The sequence below is a fragment of the Burkholderia territorii genome, from assembly GCF_902833055.1.
Lineage (GTDB): Bacteria > Pseudomonadota > Gammaproteobacteria > Burkholderiales > Burkholderiaceae > Burkholderia > Burkholderia territorii.
Genome location: NZ_CADFEJ010000002.1, coordinates 230174 through 248316 on the forward strand (window position 1 = coordinate 230174; position 18143 = coordinate 248316).

The 18143-nt window shown below is 65.9% G+C and carries 19 protein-coding genes; 6 read left to right on the forward strand and 13 right to left on the reverse strand.

Features of this window, described 5'->3' with window-relative positions:
• Positions 1 to 10: 10 nt before the first annotated feature.
• Positions 11 to 307, reverse strand: coding sequence for an acylphosphatase (locus HW466_RS05625; RefSeq protein WP_040140867.1), 297 nt, complete (start codon positions 305 to 307; stop codon positions 11 to 13).
• 202 nt (positions 308 to 509) lie between these two features.
• Between HW466_RS05625 and hpnA the strand changes: the two genes are divergently transcribed.
• Together hpnA and HW466_RS05635 are read left to right on the forward strand one after the other, a co-directional pair.
• Positions 510 to 1517, forward strand: coding sequence for a hopanoid-associated sugar epimerase (hpnA, locus tag HW466_RS05630; RefSeq protein ID WP_151007155.1), 1008 nt, complete (start codon positions 510 to 512; stop codon positions 1515 to 1517).
• Positions 1518 to 1625: 108 nt separating this feature from the next.
• Positions 1626 to 3041 (forward strand): phage tail protein, encoded by a 1416-nt coding sequence (locus HW466_RS05635; protein ID WP_174905528.1) that lies wholly within the window; start codon positions 1626 to 1628, stop codon positions 3039 to 3041.
• A 119-nt stretch (positions 3042 to 3160) separates the two neighbouring features.
• On the opposite strand, the gene HW466_RS05640 is transcribed toward HW466_RS05635, so the two are convergent.
• Positions 3161 to 4348 (reverse strand): glycosyltransferase, encoded by a 1188-nt coding sequence (locus tag HW466_RS05640; RefSeq protein ID WP_174905529.1) that lies wholly within the window; start codon positions 4346 to 4348, stop codon positions 3161 to 3163.
• 417 nt (positions 4349 to 4765) lie between these two features.
• Here HW466_RS05640 and ispH point away from each other — a divergent pair, with 417 nt between their 5' ends.
• Both ispH and hpnH read left to right on the forward strand, forming a co-directional pair.
• Positions 4766 to 5707, forward strand: a complete 942-nt coding sequence (gene ispH, locus HW466_RS05645) for a 4-hydroxy-3-methylbut-2-enyl diphosphate reductase (protein ID WP_059467316.1) — start codon at positions 4766 to 4768, stop codon at positions 5705 to 5707.
• A 12-nt stretch (positions 5708 to 5719) separates the two neighbouring features.
• A complete protein-coding gene (hpnH, locus tag HW466_RS05650) occupies positions 5720 to 6880 on the forward strand; it encodes an adenosyl-hopene transferase HpnH (protein WP_059448912.1) in 1161 nt (386 codons plus the stop codon).
• 151 nt (positions 6881 to 7031) lie between these two features.
• Here hpnH and HW466_RS05655 read toward each other — a convergent pair whose 3' ends face one another.
• From HW466_RS05655 to HW466_RS05675, 5 genes are all read right to left on the reverse strand, one after another.
• Complete coding sequence (locus tag HW466_RS05655) at positions 7032 to 7292, reverse strand: hypothetical protein (RefSeq protein WP_059448911.1); 261 nt, start codon at positions 7290 to 7292, stop codon at positions 7032 to 7034.
• Positions 7293 to 7471: 179 nt separating this feature from the next.
• Positions 7472 to 7951, reverse strand: a complete 480-nt coding sequence (locus tag HW466_RS05660) for a hypothetical protein (protein ID WP_151003051.1) — start codon at positions 7949 to 7951, stop codon at positions 7472 to 7474.
• Entirely contained in the window at positions 7948 to 8163 is a 216-nt protein-coding gene (locus HW466_RS05665; RefSeq protein WP_059543465.1) for a hypothetical protein, read from the reverse strand. Before HW466_RS05665 ends, HW466_RS05660 begins: the two co-directional genes overlap by 4 nt.
• A 14-nt stretch (positions 8164 to 8177) precedes the next feature.
• The gene (locus HW466_RS05670; RefSeq protein ID WP_151003049.1) at positions 8178 to 8555 is read right to left on the reverse strand and encodes a hypothetical protein; all 378 of its coding nucleotides are present in this window, start codon (positions 8553 to 8555) and stop codon (positions 8178 to 8180) included.
• Between the two features lie 175 nt (positions 8556 to 8730).
• Entirely contained in the window at positions 8731 to 9045 is a 315-nt protein-coding gene (locus HW466_RS05675) for a hypothetical protein (RefSeq protein WP_151003047.1), read from the reverse strand.
• Here HW466_RS05675 and HW466_RS05680 point away from each other — a divergent pair.
• Entirely contained in the window at positions 9044 to 9397 is a 354-nt protein-coding gene (locus HW466_RS05680; protein ID WP_059448908.1) for a DOPA 4,5-dioxygenase family protein, read from the forward strand. The two genes, HW466_RS05675 and HW466_RS05680, sit on opposite strands and share 2 nt — an antisense overlap.
• 118 nt (positions 9398 to 9515) lie before the next feature.
• The gene (locus HW466_RS05685; RefSeq protein WP_151003045.1) at positions 9516 to 9947 is read left to right on the forward strand and encodes a nuclear transport factor 2 family protein; all 432 of its coding nucleotides are present in this window, start codon (positions 9516 to 9518) and stop codon (positions 9945 to 9947) included.
• A gap of 21 nt (positions 9948 to 9968) precedes the next feature.
• Here HW466_RS05685 and trhA read toward each other — a convergent pair whose 3' ends face one another.
• From trhA to HW466_RS05715, 6 genes are all read right to left on the reverse strand, one after another.
• A complete protein-coding gene (trhA, locus tag HW466_RS05690) occupies positions 9969 to 10589 on the reverse strand; it encodes a PAQR family membrane homeostasis protein TrhA (RefSeq protein WP_059448906.1) in 621 nt (206 codons plus the stop codon).
• Positions 10590 to 10802: 213 nt separating this feature from the next.
• The gene (locus tag HW466_RS05695; protein WP_027781714.1) at positions 10803 to 11009 is read right to left on the reverse strand and encodes a YbdD/YjiX family protein; all 207 of its coding nucleotides are present in this window, start codon (positions 11007 to 11009) and stop codon (positions 10803 to 10805) included.
• A gap of 12 nt (positions 11010 to 11021) precedes the next feature.
• A complete protein-coding gene (locus HW466_RS05700; protein WP_059448905.1) occupies positions 11022 to 13100 on the reverse strand; it encodes a carbon starvation CstA family protein in 2079 nt (692 codons plus the stop codon).
• Between the two features lie 283 nt (positions 13101 to 13383).
• Complete coding sequence (locus HW466_RS05705; RefSeq protein ID WP_151003043.1) at positions 13384 to 13812, reverse strand: PRC-barrel domain-containing protein; 429 nt, start codon at positions 13810 to 13812, stop codon at positions 13384 to 13386.
• A gap of 295 nt (positions 13813 to 14107) precedes the next feature.
• Positions 14108 to 14815, reverse strand: coding sequence for a response regulator (locus HW466_RS05710; protein WP_151003041.1), 708 nt, complete (start codon positions 14813 to 14815; stop codon positions 14108 to 14110).
• Between the two features lie 741 nt (positions 14816 to 15556).
• Positions 15557 to 17785: an ATP-binding protein gene (locus HW466_RS05715; RefSeq protein ID WP_275405499.1), complete on the reverse strand. Its 2229-nt coding sequence runs from the start codon at positions 17783 to 17785 to the stop codon at positions 15557 to 15559.
• Between the last annotated feature and the right edge of the window lie 358 nt (positions 17786 to 18143).

An 18143-nucleotide genomic window follows, 5' to 3' on the forward strand; every position in this document is an offset into this window, starting at 1 on the left:
CGTTTTCGCCTTACTGCTGCTGGAAGCGCTCGAAGCGCTTTTCGATCTGGCGCTCCTCGAACGTCACCTCCGTCACGCGCGCGGACGGCGGCCCGTGACGCAGCCACGCGAGCATCCGGTCGATCTGCGCGCCGGGGCCCTGGATCATCGCCTCGACACTGCCGTCCTCGAGATTCGCGACCCAGCCGCGCAGCTTCAGCGCGTGCGCCTCGCGCACCGTCGCGTGACGGAAACCGACGCCCTGCACGACGCCGCGCACCCGCACGTAGTAGGTCTCGATCCGTTCGTCCAGTTCATTGCGGCTCATCGCGTCGCCCTCCCGTTGCATTCAAGCCCGGCATTGTAGTCGCGTCGGCCGCTTCTCACACGTGCTGGGCCAGGCCACCGCGCGCCGCGGCCCCGCCGGCTCGGCCGCCGTGCGGCGCTCGCGTCGCCGGGCGCGCCGAGCACGTACAATCTCGCCGACGCACAACCGCCGCGCCGCCCGCGCGCGGCCCTGAAGGAAACGCATGACTGATACCTCCCGCGATCTCGTTCTCGTCACCGGCGCGTCCGGTTTCGTCGGCTCGGCCGTCGCACGCATCGCGCAGCAGAAAGGCTACGCGGTGCGCGTGCTGGTGCGCCCGACCAGCCCGCGCACGAACGTCGCGGATCTCGACGCCGAGATCGTCACCGGCGACATGCGCGACGAAACGTCGATGCGCGCCGCGCTGCGCGGCGTGCGCTACCTGTTGCACGTGGCGGCCGATTACCGGCTGTGGGCGCCGGATCCGCAGGAGATCGAGCGCGCGAACCTCGAAGGCGCGGTCGCGACGATGCGCGCCGCGCGTGCCGAAGGCGTCGAGCGGATCGTCTACACGAGCAGCGTCGCGACGCTGAAGGTCACGAGCGCGGGCGACCCGTCCGACGAGAACCGGCCGCTGACAGCCGAGCAGGCGATCGGCGTGTACAAGCGCAGCAAGGTGCTGGCCGAGCGCGCGGTCGAGCGGATGATCGCCAACGAAGGGCTGCCGGCCGTGATCGTCAACCCGTCGACGCCGATCGGCCCGCGCGACGTGAAACCGACGCCGACCGGCCGCATCATCGTCGAAGCCGCGCTCGGCAAGATTCCGGCGTTCGTCGATACCGGCCTGAACCTCGTGCATGTGGACGACGTCGCGCACGGCCACTTCCTCGCGCTGGAGCGCGGCCGGATCGGCGAGCGCTACATCCTCGGCGGCGAGAACCTGCCGCTGCAGCAGATGCTGGCCGACATCGCACAGATGACCAACCGCAAGGCGCCGACGATCGCGCTGCCGCGCTGGCCGCTCTATCCGCTCGCGGTCGGTGCGGAGGCCGTCGCGAAGTTCACGAAGAAGGAGCCGTTCGTGACCGTCGACGGCTTGCGGATGTCGAAGAACAAGATGTATTTCACGTCCGCGAAGGCCGAGCGCGAGCTCGGCTACCGCGCGCGTCCGTACCGCGAAGGATTGCGCGATGCGCTCGACTGGTTCGGCTCGGCGGGCTACCTGAAGTAACACAAAGCGGCGTGCGTCACGCCGCTTTGCGCACTTTGTTACACGTCGCCGACGAACCGGCACCGGCGCAGCGGTTAAAATCGCGGGTCTTACGCAGAGAAGACACGCATGAACCTGAACGAACAGATCGATTCGCTCAACGCGGGCGTCGATCGGCTCCTCCACGATCACCACGCCGCGCAGCAGGCGGCACGCAGCGCGGAAGCGTTCGCGCGCGCCGCCGCGGCCGAAGCCCAGGCTGCCGCCGCCCGTCACGCCGCCGCCGAGTCGGAAGCCCAGGCCGCCGCGCAGCGCCACACGGCCGCAGCCGCCGATGCCGAAGCCGCGCAGCAGCGCCACATCGATGCAACCGCCGCGGCCGAAGCCGCCGCGCAACGCCACACCGAAGCGGCCGCACAGGCTGAAGCAGCGATCCAGCGGCACGCCGAGGCGACCGCGCTGACCGAAGCGCTCGCGCAACGTCACGCGGATGCCGAAGCCGCGTCGCAGCGTCATGCGGCCGCGATCGCCGAAGCCGAGGCTGCCGCGCAGCGTCATCACGCCGCCGCGACCGAAGCGGACGCAGCCGCGCAGCGCCATGCCGCCGCGACCGCCGAGGCGGAAGCCGCCGCGAAGCGTCACGCGCAAGCGATCGCCGAAGCGGAGGCCGCGACGCAGCGCCACGCAGCCGCGATCGCCGAAGCCGAGGCACTCGCGCAGCGGCACACGCAGGCGATCGCCGAAGCGGAAGCCGCCGCGCAGCGCCATGCCGACGCAGCGGCCGCAGCCGAAGCGATCACGCGACGTCACAACGAGGCGATCGCGCAAGCCGAAGCCGCGGCGCAACGCCACGCACTCGCAACCGCCGAAGCCGAGGCCGTCGCGCAACGCCATGCCGAAGCCATCGCGCAGGCCGAGGCGGCTGCGGCGCGTCACGCGAAGGCGATCGCCGACGCGGAAGCATTGGTCGAAGCCGTCGTGAAGGACGCCGCGACGAGCGCGGCAGGTTCGGCAACCGCGGCAACCGAGCCGGTCGTCGCGGACGGCGCCGCCGAAGCGGCGGCCGAACCCGTGGTTGAACCCGTGACGGATGTCGCCGCACCGGCGGCCGCTGAAGCCGCCCCGGCGCCGGCCGACGAGATCACCGACGTCGTTGCAACGACCGTCGCCGACACGGCGATCGAACTCGCGCCCGCAGCGACGGCTGACGCGCCGGCGGACAAGGCGACGCTGCACGTCGCCCGCCCGTCGCAGAACGAACTGACGCTGACCGTCAACGGCCAGTCGATCACGCTGCACCCGGAGCAGCTCGGCCAGCTGATCGAGGAACTGGCGCACGCGCGCGCGTCGATGCAGCCGGAACCGCCGCCGGGCATCCCGGCCGGCTGGCGCTTCGTGACGACGAAGAACCCGATGATGGCCGTGCAGAAGCAGGCGAACGGCGACCGCCTGCTGGTCGCGCGCCACACCGGCTACGGCTGGGTGCCGTTCACGTTCTCGCCGGACGTCGTGATCCAGATGTACATGATGCTGACGCAGCGGTAAGCGCGCGCGGCAACGCCGTAAAACGACAAAGCCCGATCGATTCGCACAATCGATCGGGCTTTTTGCTTTCCGCAACCCGGAGCAACGGCCGGCATCCGCCGGCCTCCCCGGGGCGTGCGTCAGCGCTCCACCGGCGCCTGCACGCGTGCCTTCCACTGGCCGCCCTTGCCGCGCCAGTAGCGCCACGCGGACGCGAACGTCGCGCCGACGTAGAACAGCGCGACCAGCGGCAGCGCCGGCGCCCACAGCGGCGAGCGGCGGTAGTAGCTCAGCATCGGCGCATACGCGGTGCACATCGACGCCCACGCGAGCCACGCCGGCCACGCGCGCGCGCCGTACGCCAGCGCGGCCACGGGCGGCACGAGGTAGATGATCGTCATCCCGAGGAGCGTGCCGGCGAGCAGCAGCGGCGAGTAATGAAGCTGCGTGAACGCGGTGCGCGCGATCATGTTCCAGATGTCGCGCCAGCTGTCGTACGGACGCAGCGACACGCTGCGATCGGCCAGGTCGAGCCGGATCGGATGCCGGCCGCTGCCGCGATGCTTGATCTGCGCGGCGAGGCTGCAGTCGTCGATCAGCGCGCCGCGAATCGATTCGATGCCGCCTGCCTCCTCGAGCGCGCTGCGCTTGACCAGCATGCAGCCGCCGGCGGCACCGGCCGTCCGGTTGCGCGGATTGTTGATCCACGAAAACGGATAGAGCTTCGCGAAGAAGAACACGAACGCCGGAATCAGCGCCTTTTCCCAGAACGAATCGCAGCGCAGCCGCACCATCAGCGACACCAGATCGCGCTGTTCGGCCTGCGCGCGCGTGACGAGCTGGGCGACCGCGTCCGGCGGATGGCCGATGTCGGCATCGGTCAGCAGCAGGTAGTCGGCCGGCAGCCCGAGCGTGCGCACCGCGGCGATGCCCTGCGACTGCGCCCACACCTTGCCCGACCAGCCGGCCGGCAGCGGTTTCGCCGACAGCACCGTCAGGCGGTCGGCGCGATTGATCGCGAGCGCGGCCGCGCGGGCCGCATCGGCGGTGCCGTCGTCGCTGTGGTCGTCGACGATGATCAGATGGAAGTCGCCCGGATAATCCTGCTCGAGCAGCGACGTGGCCGCGCGGGCGATTACGTCCGCCTCGTTGCGTGCCGGCACGACCGCGACGACGGCCGGCCAGCCGGCCTCGGCCGCGGCACCGCGTGCCTCGGGCGGCAGCGGCTGCGCGGGGCGCGCGCGCCAGAACCCACCGCGCGCGACGAGCAGCACGATCCAGATCAGCAGCGACAGGCCGGACACCAGGAAAGTGATCGCCAGCATCATCGGCCCGCCTCCTGCCGGATGCCGGCGCGAGCGGCACCGGATCGTCCGGTCTCAATAAGGGTCGGAGTTGAAAAGCCCATGACCGCACCGGCGGCAGGGCAATACGCGTAAGAATCGACGGTCATCGAATGGCCTTGAAATGAGCGCGACGCCGGGCAGCCGGACAGGCCGCCCGCGAAACCGCGCAGTTTACCGGGTTCCGCGCGCGCCAGCGCCGACGCGGCACTGCGGCGGATGCAACACGCCAATACGGCACCAGAGCAAGGACGGCGCGATAGGGTTAAAATGCGCGATTAATTCGGGGTTCCGGGGCCTGGCCTGGCCGGTTCGTTTCCTGCCTTCATAACATCAAGCCGGGGCGAGCGAGCCGTGCCAGCTCCTCGAACCCCGGCGTCTGTCGTCGGAGTTCGCTCACCTATGCGAGTCATCCTTGCCCAGCCCCGCGGCTTTTGTGCGGGGGTTGTCCGCGCGATCGAAATCGTCGATCGCGCGCTGCAACAGCACGGCGCGCCGGTCTATGTGCGTCACGAGATCGTGCACAACCGGCATGTCGTCGAAAATCTGCGTAATAAAGGGGCACGATTCGTTGAGGAGCTCGACGAGGTGCCGCATGGCGCCGTGGCGATCTTCAGCGCGCACGGTGTCGCCCAGACGGTCGAGCGTGACGCCGAAACGCGCGGGCTCGACGTGCTGGACGCCACCTGCCCGCTCGTCACGAAAGTGCACGTGCAGGGCCGCCAGTATGTCGCGGCGGGCCGCCGGCTGATCCTGATCGGCCATGCGGGCCATCCGGAAGTGGAAGGCACGATCGGCCAGATTCCGGCCGAGGTGATCCTCGTGCAGAGCGAGGCGGAAGTCGATACGCTGACGCTGCCGGTCGACACGCCGGTCGCGTACGTCACTCAGACGACGCTGTCGGTCGACGACACGCGCGGCATCATCGAAGCGCTGCAGCGCCGGTTCACCGACATCGTCGGCCCGGACACGCGCGACATCTGCTACGCGACGCAGAACCGCCAGGCCGCCGTGCGCGAGCTGAGCAGCCAGGTCGACGTGCTGCTGGTCGTCGGTGCGACGAACAGCTCGAACTCGAACCGCCTGCGCGAGATCGGCACCGAAAGCGGCGTGCCGAGCTATCTCGTCGCCGACGGCTCGGAAGTGAAGCCCGAATGGTTCGCGGGCGTGCAGACGGTCGGCCTGACCGCCGGCGCGTCGGCACCCGAGGAAATGGTTGAGGATGTAATCGGCGCGCTGCGCGCGCTGGGGCCCGTCGATGTCACGACGATGGCGGGCCGTGAGGAAAAAGTCGAATTCAAGTTGCCGGCGAAGCTTACGCAAGCTGTCGCCCGCGAAGTTTAAGGAGGACATCTCTTGTCTATTCCGCTGCTCCAGCAAGTCCGCGTCGGCGCATACATCATGCGCCAACACCTGTCCGGCAACAAACGCTATCCGCTCGCGCTGATGCTCGAGCCGCTGTTCCGCTGCAACCTCGCCTGTAACGGCTGCGGCAAGATCGACTATCCGGACCCGATCCTGAACCAGCGTCTTTCCGTCGAGGAATGCCTGGAAGCCGTCGACGAGTGCGGCGCGCCCATCGTGTCGATCGCCGGTGGAGAGCCGCTGCTCCACAAGGACATGCCGGAGATCGTCAAGGGCATCATGAAGCGCAAGAAGTTCGTGTACCTGTGCACGAACGCGCTCCTGATGGAAAAGAAGATGGACGACTACCAGCCGAATCCGTACTTCGTCTGGTCGGTCCACCTCGACGGCGACAAGGAGATGCACGACCATTCCGTGTCGCAGGAAGGCGTGTACGACAAGGCGGTCGCGGCCATCAAGGAAGCGAAGCGCCGCGGCTTCCGCGTGAACATCAACTGCACGCTGTTCAACGACGCGATCCCCGAGCGCGTCGCGAAGTTCTTCGATACGCTGGGGCCGATCGGCGTCGACGGCATCACCGTGTCGCCGGGCTACGCGTACGAGCGCGCACCGGATCAGCAGCACTTCCTGAACCGCGACAAGACGAAGAACCTGTTCCGCGAGATCCTGAAGCGCGGCGAAGGCGGCAAGCGCTGGTCGTTCAGCCAGTCGTCGCTGTTCCTCGACTTCCTGGCCGGCAACCAGACGTACAAGTGCACGCCGTGGGGCAACCCGGCGCGTACCGTGTTCGGCTGGCAGAAGCCGTGCTATCTGGTCGGCGAAGGTTACGTGAAGACCTTCAAGGAACTGATGGAAGACACGAACTGGGACAACTACGGCGTCGGCAACTACGAGAAGTGCGCGGACTGCATGGTCCACTGCGGCTTCGAAGCCACCGCCGTGATGGACACGATCGCGCATCCGCTGAAGGCGTTCGCGGTCAGCCGCAAGGGCATCAAGACCGAAGGCCCGTTCGCGCCGGACATCTCGATCGCGAAGCAGCGCCCGGCCGAGTACGTGTTCTCGCGCCACGTCGAGATCAAGCTCGAGGAAATCCAGCGCGCCGGCAAGGGCAAGCTGCAAAAGTCGTCGAAGCCGGCAACGGCAGCTTAAACGCGTACCGCCACGCAGAGGTTCGCGCCTTCGCGTCGGCCGGCATCGAAAAAGCGCCACGGAGTTCGCTCCGTGGCGCTTTTGTTTTGTCGGGCGTCGTCGCAAGTCCGCGTGCATTCGCGCACGCATGAGCACGCGAACGCCCGTACGCCTAGTGCCTCGATTCGGCCGCCGCGATCAGTTGCCATGCGGTCGGCCCGCGATCGAGCAGCGGGTCGGACGGCGGATCGAGATCGTGACGATGTTCGTCATCGGACGGCAGCGCCTGCGCCTTCGCGATGCCGATCTCGTCGCCGCATATGGTGCATCGATAGATGCCCGCAACCGTTGCCTCGCTGCCCGGCGGCAGGTTCTCGCGGAATGCGCGGCCGCTTCCGCACGTGAAGTAGCCACCGATCCTGTATAGCGCCATCGCCACCTCCTGACTGAAACGATGCGTTCGCACCGGACCGTGCGATCGTCGCGAACGCGAGGATGGATCATCATCGACCGGGCCCGATCGGCTCCTGTCGTGACATCGGTCGGCGAGCATCAGCCCCGGAACGGAACGCGCATGAAACGCGGCCAGCGAGCCGCCCGCGTTGCCGCCGCTCAATGCAGAACGGCCGAAGCCCGCATCCGTGCCGCCGCCTGCGCGACCAGCCCGGGCTGCTCGCTGGACGCGAACGCGCTCACGTGGCGCCACAGCTCGGCGAGCCGGTGTCGCGTGAGCGTCGCGACGCACGCGTCGTTCGCCGCGAGCACACGCTCGAGCGCCGCACACTCGTCGTCGTGCAGCGTCCATGCGCCGCTTTGAGCGGCGCGCGCCACGCTCGCGTCGAGCGCGCGCTCCGCGTCGACGCACAAGTCGATGCTCGCATCCGGGGAAACCGCGTCGTCGAGCGCGAGGAACACCAGGTAGACGCTCGTGCGCAACCGCATCAGCAACGTTTCGCTGCCGTGCTCGCCGCGCAGCGCGACGAGCGCCATGTGGCATTTCAGCGAAATGTCGCGCACATGCGCGGGCGGCAGCGGCAGCAGCCATTCGCGCGTCAACGGAACGTGGCGACGGCCTTTTCTGGCGGCCTTCATGATCGGCCCTCGCCCGGCGCGACGTCGTCCGCATCGAGTGCCGACCACGCGATACGGCACGCAACGGTGCCGCGGCTCACGTCGCGACGGCCGTTCGCGCGGCGCGGCGCGCCGCCGTTCATGTCGTCCCGCGAGCGCGTCGCGCGCGCCTCGCGTCGCCGGCGAACCACCGATGCGCGCAACACGTCGGGGAATCGATCAGCGCATGCCATGCTCGCCTCCCCCATCAAAACGTGTTCTCGCCCTTCAGGTAGTACGCCGTCTTCACGAAGAACGCCTTCACCGGATGGCCGCTGCGCGCGGCGCTTGCCGCGCGTGCTTCCATCGCGGCCTTCTCCTCTCGCGAGCGGTCGGGCACCGGGTACCTCACGCGCTCGAGCGCGCGCTGCATCGCGAGCGGATAGTTCTGATTGCCGGCTGTCGTCGCGCGATAGCCGACGCGCGTCATCTGCCTCAGTTGCACGTCGGTTTCGGCACGCGCCGCCGACCAGGACAACGGCGCCGCGTTCGACTGCCACTCGGTATCGACGGACTGCGCGAAGCTTGCGGCAGGCAGCACGGCAAGCGCGCCGGACAGGACAGCAAGGGAAACAACGGATCGCATCATGGCCTCCAGATGGTTGTTTCCGCATCGGTCGTCATCGCCGATGCGGTGCAATCATCGTATGTCGCGTGGCCATGCGCTTGAATAGCCGATTCCGCAATTGATTTTTTCTGCACCGGGGGCCGGCCCTGATTCAAGCGATTCGCCAATGCTGCCCGAGCGGAAATTCTTTATTTCATTCAATTACCTGATTGCATTTTGGCTGATGAATCGAAACACCACGCGAATCGCCTTTGCAGTTTTTGAAATGACGTATTGCCGATGCGAATTCGGCCCGGGCCGTAGCCGTCGCGGCTTTCGACACGATGCCGCACACGCCGGCACAAGTGCGAAATGACTCAACGAACACACTGGATTTCCTGACACACGACAAATCCACCGCGCCGATCTCCCGCTTTGCAACGAGACGTGTCCCGCCAGGACGCGAGATAATTGCGCATCGGCCGTCACGGCTCATGTCCTTCCCTGTTCTTCTTTCGAGTTCCGCCATGGCTGCCATCGACACCACCGCCATCGCCAGTTGGCACGCACACGTCTACTTCGACGCCGAGAGCCGCGACGCAGCCTGGGCGTTCCGCCTCGTCGTCGAAGAACGATTCGGCGCGATCATCGAGCTCGGCCGCTTTCACGAGCGTCTCGTCGGCCCGCATCCGGCCTGGTCCTATCAGATCGCGTTCGATGCCGCGCATTTCGACGCCATCGTGCCGTGGCTCGTGCTGAATCACGGCGCGCTCGACGTCTTCCTGCATCCGAATACCGGCGACGACATGCGCGACCATCGCGACAGCGCGGTGTGGATCGGCAAGTCGCATGAACTGAATCTCGGCGCACTCGCGGGCTGACGGGCGGCACGCCGTCGCGGACGGCATGCGCGACGTCCACGTTTCGGCCTGGGATGAAACGTCCGGCGGCACGGCATCGCTACAGTGGTTTCGTTATCCACGTATTCCGGAGCCCGCCATGACACGAGCCGACACCGATGCGCAACGCATTCATCAAGAGTGGCACGCCGCCGTCGTCGCGCGCGACCTCGACGCCCTGATGTCGCTGTACGCGGACGACGCGGTACTCGAAACACCGCTGATCGTCGACGCACTGCCCGACCACGGTTCCGGCGTGCTGCACGGCAAGGCCGCGATCGGCGCATTCTTCGCGGCGGGCCTGCGCAATCCGGAAAACAAGCTTGGACGCTGGTATCGAACCGGGCTGTTCTTCTCGAACGGCCGGCGGCTCATTTGGGAATATCCGCGCGAAACGCCGGAAGGCGATCAGGTCGATCTCGTCGAGGTGATGGATCTGCGCGACGGGCTGATCGCGCATCACCGCGTCTACTGGGGGTGGGTCGGGTTCATGGCGCTGCGCGATGCGACACGGGCAGCCGGGCATGCATGACGCGGAGCGTGCCGCTCACGCTCACGCCACATACATCGCGACGCTGACGAACTGGCACAGGCTGCCGGCCAGCACGAAAAGATGCCAGATACCGTGCCCGTGGCGGATGCGCTCGTCGTTGATGAAGAAGTAGATCCCCGCGCTGTAGATGACGCCGCCGGCCACGAGCCATGCGGCACCCACCGGCGGCAGCGCATGAATCAGCGGACGGATCGCTACGAGCGCGAGCCAGCCCATCAGCACGTACAGCACCATCGACACGATGCGCGTGCGCCGGCCGAGCGTGAGTTCCTGCGCGATCCCGAAGGCGGCGAGCCCCCAGCTGACGCCGAACAGTGACCAGCCCCAGGGGCCGCGCAGCGTGACGAGCGTAAACGGCGTGTAGCTTCCCGCAATCAGCAGATAAATGGCCGAATGATCGCACTTCTGCAGAATCGCCTTGAGGCGCGGGTTGCGCACGCTGTGATACGCCGTCGAGATCCCGTAGAGCAGGATCAGCATCGCACCGTACACGCTGAAGCTCACGATCTTGTACGGATCGCGATCAAGCGCGCCCATCGTCACCAGCGCGACCAGCCCTGCCACCGACAACACCGCGCCGACGAGATGGGAAATGCTGTTGAAACGCTCACCGACATGCACGACGGGCTCTCCTGCGCGGATTCTTGGTGGAAAAATGATGCCATACATGATACCGGCGCCCGGACTTTGCCGCGCTGAACGAAGTCAATCGCCGCAGCGACGGGCGCGTCGCGCACCGCATCGGCCGCCAAAGAAAAAAGCGCCGCGAATGCCTTCGCGGCGCTTTCCGGTCCTTCAACGAACCGCCTCACCGGCCATCGGTGCACGGCCGGCTCAGCAACACTTCCCCGCCCCCGACCCGTACCGCGCATTCTGACGCTCGCGGAAGAATTCCTCGTACGTCATCGGTTCGCGGTCCGGATGGGTTTCGCGCATGTGCGCGACGTAGGTGTCGTAGTCGGGCAGGCCGACCATCAGCCGCAACGCCTGCCCGAGGTAACGGCCCGCACTGCGCAGGTCGCTGCCGAGATCGGTGAACATCGCGGCCTCCCGTTATCGTCCGCTGCCGAGCGCCTGCGCGGCCGGCATCGCTTCGTACGGCGTCTCGCGCACGGTCGGCTTCGACTCGCGACGCGCGCGCAGCACGGCGAGCAGGCCGTACACCGCGATCGCCACGACGACGAAGATGAACAGGCCGGCCAGCGCCGCATCGATGTAGTCGTTGAAGATGATTCGCTTCATCTGCGCGATCGACTTCGCCGGCGCGAGCACCTTGCCTTCGTCCACCGCCGCCTGCAGCTTCGCCGCGTGCGCGAGGAAGCTGACCTTCGGGTTCGCGTCGAAGATCTTCTGCCAGCCGGCCGTCAGCGTGCAGATCAGCAGCCATGCGGTCGGCACGATCGTCACCCATGCGTAGCGCTCGCGCTTCATCTTGAACAGCACGACGGTGCCGAGCACCAGCGCGATCGCGGCGAGCATCTGGTTCGAGATGCCGAACAGCGGCCACAGCGTGTTGATGCCGCCGAGCGGATCGACCACGCCCTGATACAGGAAGTAGCCCCACGCCGCGACGCACAGCGCGGTGGCGACCAGGTTCGCGGGCAGCGACTCGGTGCGCTTGAGCGCCGGATGGAACGTGCCGAGCAGGTCCTGCAGCATGAAGCGGCCCGCGCGCGTGCCGGCGTCGACCGCCGTCAGGATGAACAGCGCCTCGAACAAAATCGCGAAGTGATACCAGAACGCCATCATCGCTTCGCCGCCGATCACTTGATGCAGGATGTGCGCCATGCCGACGGCCAGCGTCGGTGCGCCGCCCGCGCGCGCGATGATCGTCGTTTCGCCGACGGCCTTCGCGGTCTGCGTCAGCATGTCGGGCGTCAGTACGAAGCCCCATTGCGTGACCGTGTTCGCGACGGCTTCGGGCGTCGAGCCAAGCACGGCGGCCGGCGCGTTCATCGCGAAGTAGATTCCCGGCTCGATCACGCACGCGGCGACCAGCGCCATGATCGCGACGAACGATTCCATCAGCATCGCGCCGTAACCGATGAAGCGTGCGTTGGTTTCATTGTCGATCAGCTTGGGCGTCGTGCCCGACGAGATCAGCGCGTGGAAGCCCGACACCGCGCCGCATGCGATCGTGATGAACAGGAACGGGAACAGGTTGCCCGACCACACCGGGCCCGTGCCGTCGACGAACTTCGTCAGCGCGGGCATCTTCAGTTCCGGCGCGACGACCAGGATGCCGATCGCGAGGCCGAGGATCGTGCCGATCTTCAGGAACGTCGACAGGTAGTCGCGCGGCGCGAGCAGCAGCCACACCGGCAGCACCGATGCGACGAAGCCGTAGCCGATCAGGATCCATGTGAGCTGCGTGCCGCTGAACGTGAACCATGCGGCAAGCGTCGGCGAATCGTGCACGGTCTGGCCGAATGCGATCGACGCCATCAGCAGCACGAAGCCGATGATCGACACTTCGCCGATGCGGCCCGGACGTATGTAGCGCGTATAGACGCCCATGAACAGCGCGATCGGAATCGTCGCGGCGACGGTGAACGTGCCCCACGGCGAATTCGTTAGCGCCTTCACGACGATCAGCGCGAGCACCGCGAGGATGATCACCATGATCAGGAACGCGCCGAACAGCGCGATCACGCCGGGCACCGTGCCGAGCTCCATCTTGACGAGGTCGCCGAGCGAGCGTCCGTCGCGGCGCGTCGAGATAAACAGGACGATGAAGTCCTGCACCGCGCCGGCGAACACGACGCCGGCCAGGATCCACAGCATGCCGGGCGTATAGCCCATCTGCGCGGCAAGCACCGGCCCGACGAGCGGCCCGGCGCCGGCGATCGCGGCGAAGTGATGGCCGAACAGCACGTACTTGTTGGTCGGCACGTAGTCGAGGCCGTCGTTGTACTTGACCGCCGGCGTCATCCGCAGCCCGTCAAGCTGCATGACCTTGCTGGCGATGAAACGGCTGTAGAAGCGATATGCGATCAGATATACGCAGACCGCGGCGATCACGATCCATAGCGCGCTGACGCGTTCGCCGTGCGCGAGTGCGATCGTCCCGAACGCGAATGCGCCGAGTAGCGCGACCGCGATCCAGAGCAGGGTACTGGAAGCCCGATTCATGGCGTCTCCTGGTCTCCAATGTGTTTTTTGAGTGGATCCGGCGTGGCGCCGAACCCGCGTGACGTCGATGCGTCATGCCGCATCTTGCGGAAGACACGGCCGTGGGCCGTAGTATTCCGTGCGACGGGGGAGGCTTACAAGCGCACAACTACGTATGCGAGGCTACGTAGAATTACGTAGAAAGGGGGCAAGGCCGGGAAACGCGTCCGTGGCAAATCCATGCCCGGCCGGACACTTGCCGCGATTAACCGCGCCCGGCGCATGGTGCGCCGGGCCATATGGATCAGTGCTTGTCGTCGAGCTTCTTCGGCTTCGGCGGCGTCGGCACCTTCGCGTACTGGAACGCCGGCGTCGCCTTCAGCGCGTCCTTCGTCGCGCCCGGCAGATAGATATTGCCGTTGCGCACGTCGAGCGACGCGATCGGCACCGCGACGTCGTGTGCCGCGACACCCAGGAAGCCGCCGGCCGACACGATCGCGGCCGACACCGAGCCGTCAGGCGCGACGATCAGGTCGCGCACCGTGCCGACTTTCTGATTCTGGTCGTTGTACACGGCCTTGCCGAGTACGCTCTTCTTCACGCTCCAGCCCTCGAGCAGCGCCTGCGATTGCTCGACGGTGACGCTGAGCGGCTGGGCGCCCGCGATCTGCGCATGCGCGCTGATGCTCGAAACGAGAGCGGCGGCTGCGACGATTGTCTTGGTGAAAGCCATGCTGATTGAACTCCGGTTAGGTTGTTGTTGGTGCCGGGAGCGAAGCGGCGCGTGTGCAGCGGAGAATCGGTGAGCACCCCGCGCTTCGTCGATGCAGCAGCAGCCGGCCGCGCCGCCGCTGCGTGTGTGCGCAACGAGCCCGGACGGGACGCGTCGGACAGCGCAACACGGATGTCATGGTAGCGCCAGTCGAGAAGTGCTGCCTTCAGGCTGCATCGCGCGACGGCGTACGCCATTGAACGAAGATCAATGTCGGCGCAGATAATGCCGAGGGAGGTCCGGAATCAGACGGTGCTCAGTGTTTCTCCAGCAGCTTGCGGGACGAGAACAATTCGGCATCGCTACGGATGCCGAGCTTGCGATACGCCGATTGCTTTTGCGTGCTGATGGTCTTGCGACTGCGGGAAAACTTCAATGCGATATCGGATACCGACATGCCCGCGAGATAGCAGCGCAGCACCTCGTGCTCGCGCGGGCTCAGGCGCGGGTCGAAGGCAAATTCCGATTCGGCCGTCGTTGCGTCGCCGCCGGGCGCGGGTTTCGGCACCGCGAGGCTCTGCACGGACGTCGCACTTGCCGTCACCCTGTCGGCCAGTTCGGCACTGATGTACGACCGTCCCTTTGCAACCACTCGAATCGCATGCACCAGTTCGCGCAGATTTTCGCTTTTGCCGAAGAATCCGAGCGCGCCGGCGCGCATGGTCATGCTGACGGTCGCGGGCGTGTCGCTGCTCGAGGTCATCAGGATCCTGCACTCCGGAAAGCGCGTACTCAGCAGCTTGACGAGATTGAGGCCGTCGATTTCGTCGGGGCCGAGCGTATAGTCGAGCAGCACGACGTCCGCACGATTCGACTCGAGCCAGCTGATCAGGTCGCGCGATCTTGCAAAGCTCGCCGCAACTTCGATGCCGGTCTTCTCCGTCAGATAACTGGCGATCCCGTGCTGGACGACGGCATGGTCGTCCACGATCACGACGCGGATCGGCTGGAGCTCTGGTCTCATTGCTACCCCTTTTTTCTCTCTGGCGATACGGCTCTCAACGGTCGGCCTTTCTTGTTGTCGTGGCCAACCGGAACGGATGATCTGAATTAGCTTACCGGCTTTCTGGATAATTTTTAACCCCGCCAGCTAAACAGCCGATGGGCGCGCAGCAGTGGCACAATCCGGAGCGGCGTTCGTGATGGCTCAACATGGGGAATTCGCACGAGCGTGGTGTCATCGCGGGCCGATGATCTTGCTGAGAACCGTGCTCGGCTGGGGATGGACACGCAGCAGGTCACAATGCCAGCGATCGCCCGCGCGTCTGGCCGTACGCACCTTCGCTGACGTGCATTGGCGTCGGCTTGAATTTCGCGAAAGCGGAAAGCACGTCAGGGCCGTGCCTTCGTTTCTCGATGCGATGCGTCAAATCGGCAGCCGCGCTACTGATAAGTCGATGACGTATCGTCGACCTACTCACACAACGCGTTGATGCCGGGAAGATCGAGTGGGCGCCGACCGGACGGACGAGCACCGATATATCTCAGTTTCGCGACGGCATCCTTGTCGACAAACCAGGCCATGCCGTCTGGCCCGTGATGGATGTCAGCGATACCGGCGTCGGCATCCCCGATTATGATGCGTCGCATATTCGAGTCGTGACAGCGCGTCGGGCAATCGCCGTATGAGCTGCTGTGGACGAGGTCTGTCGACCTGCGTCGTTCAACACCCGGTCCGGCATACGTACGCGGAAACCATATTCGGCTACCTTTTCTCCTGATCCACGTCGTGCAGTTCGAGAAGGCGCGATTCGACATTCGACGCGACGTTGGCGATATCGCTCAGTCTGGCCAGATGCGACGCACCCGTGATGCGGTGCGCGGCACGCGCTGCTCCCGAGAAATCACGCGACAGCAAGCCGTTGACGAGCGCATCGAGATCCTTCGCCACCTCGCGATCATAGACCGCGCCGAGATCGACGGCCTTGGCAGCAGTTGGCGGCGGCGGCGCCACGTCTTTATACGTCGGACACCACATTGCGATCAGCTGCCGCAACGTTTCGAGCCGCAGCGGCTTGCCCAGCACGCCGTCCATACCGCTGTCGAGGCAGCGCTCGCGATGCGCGTCCCCGGACGCAGCGGAAATTGCGATGATGGGAACGTGTCGGGCTTCGCGTGCCGACTCGTCCTGACGGATCATCTTCGCGAGTGCATGGCCGTCGATGTCCGGCAGCTCGCCATCGAGCAATACGAGATCGACACGGCCTTGCGTCAGGCGCAGCATCGCGGCCTCGCCCGTACCGGCGACGATGCCGACGCAACCGAGCTCCTCGCATTGCTGCTGCAGCGCGAACTGGACGGCCTCGTGATCGTCGACGATGAGGATGCGCGGCAAGTCAGGATGTACGTCTTCAGGATGCGGGTCGACCAGCACGGGCGTCGATGTGGCAGGCTGCGCCGGCAACGGCTCGTCCACGATCGCGACAGGCAATCGAACCGTCATCGTCGTTTCGACGTGCGGCTCGCTTTGGACGGTGATCGTCCCATGCATCAACGCGACGAGTTCACGGCAGATCGCAAGGCCAAGCCCGCTGCCTTTGACTTCGTGTTGAAGCGAGCCGGGCACTTGCCAGTATGCGTCGAAGATGTGTGCGAGCCGTTCGGGCGCAATGCCGATGCCGGTATCGCGCACTTCGAGGATCAGCGTGCCACTTTGCCCGCGATGGCCGGGCACATGCTCCACACGCAACGTCACCGAGCCCGCGGATGTGAATTTGATTGCGTTGACGAGAAGATTCAGCACGATCTGGCGAACACGGACCGGATCGATTACAACACGCGTTGCCGCCGGACAATCAAAGTCGAGCACCAGCGCGAGCCTCTTCTCCTCGGCACGCCAGCGCACCATGTCGACCGTATGTCGAGCCCACGACTCGAGCTCGACCGCCTGGGTGGCAAGCCCGACGTTGCGCGATTCGAGACGAGAATATTCGAGGATATCGTCCAGCAGCGTCAGAAGTGTCTCGGATGCCGAGATCGCGGCATCCGCCCGATTCGCCTGTTGCCCGGTCAAGTGCGAGCGCTGCAGCAATTCCAGCGACGACAGGATCGTATGCATCGGCGTGCGGATTTCGTGACTGACGAACGCGAGAAACTTCGCCTTGTCGCGCTCGCTGCGGATCGCGGCCATGCGTGACTTCCACGACAGGCAGGCGAGCGCCGCCAACGCCAGCAGCGCGACGGCGATCGCCAGCACCTGCGGCGCCCGGTAATGCAGGATCGAACGGATCGTCGGCTTGCCGTAGTCCGCCATTTCGACCCAGTCGCGGGTGATCTCCGCCGTCTCGCTCACGGGAATGGCCGCGAGCGACTTGTCGATGATCGATGCAAGGATCGGGAGGTCGGCCCGCGTGAGCATCGCCAGCGATACGGGGCGGTCCGCAAGCATCCCCGACATGTATAACTGGCCGGGAAACTGCCGCTGCACGATCGGCAGAATCGTGACGTCGACGCCAAGCGCGGCATCGGCTTCGCCGTTGGCGACCGCCGCGAGCGCGAGCTCCTCGGTATCGAAGGTGAGCACGTCGAGCATCACGCCGCTGTTGCGGGTGAAATACTCGACTGCGCCGCGCCCCTTGATCGCGACACGCTTGCCCTCGAGCCGCTTCAGATTGAAGATCATCGCGGAGTTGTTGCGCGTGACGGCAGTCAGGCGCCCCACCAGATAGGGCGCGCTGACGAGCGCACCGGCGCCGACGCGGTCCGGCACCAGTTCGCGCCACACGCCCGGCAGCAGATCGACCTTACCCGAAGCAAGCGCATCGTACGCGTGGCCCCATTCCGTGCCAGGCACTGTCTCGAACGTCAGCCCCGTCATTTTCGAGATTGCGTTCAGGTACCCCGCGACGAGGCCGGCATGGTTGCCGTTGCGCATGTATTCGATCGGACGCCAGTTTGCCTCGACCGCGATATGAACCACAGGGTGCGCGCGCATCCACCGAAGCTCGTCGTCGGTGAAGGTTGGCTTCCAGCAGGCCGTCGCGCCGCTAGCGGGGAGCGACGACGCGAGGAGCCAAACAAATATTGCGCGCCAAAGCAGGCGCGGCGCGTTGCAGAACGCGACGGGACGTCCTTCCATGTACGGTACGGCGGCCGGAGCATGTGCATCGGTGACCGTGCATGCGTGCGCCGTCGGTGGCTGATTGCAGATGCATCGACTCTATCCGACGATACGGAAATCGCCCGTTCATCCGTTCCAATTTCAGACAGATGCTCTAGGAATTGTCCTAATTTTTCCAGCCGAGCAATTGGATTCGGACCTGCGAAATCGTGCGCCGGACGGTGACGCGCGG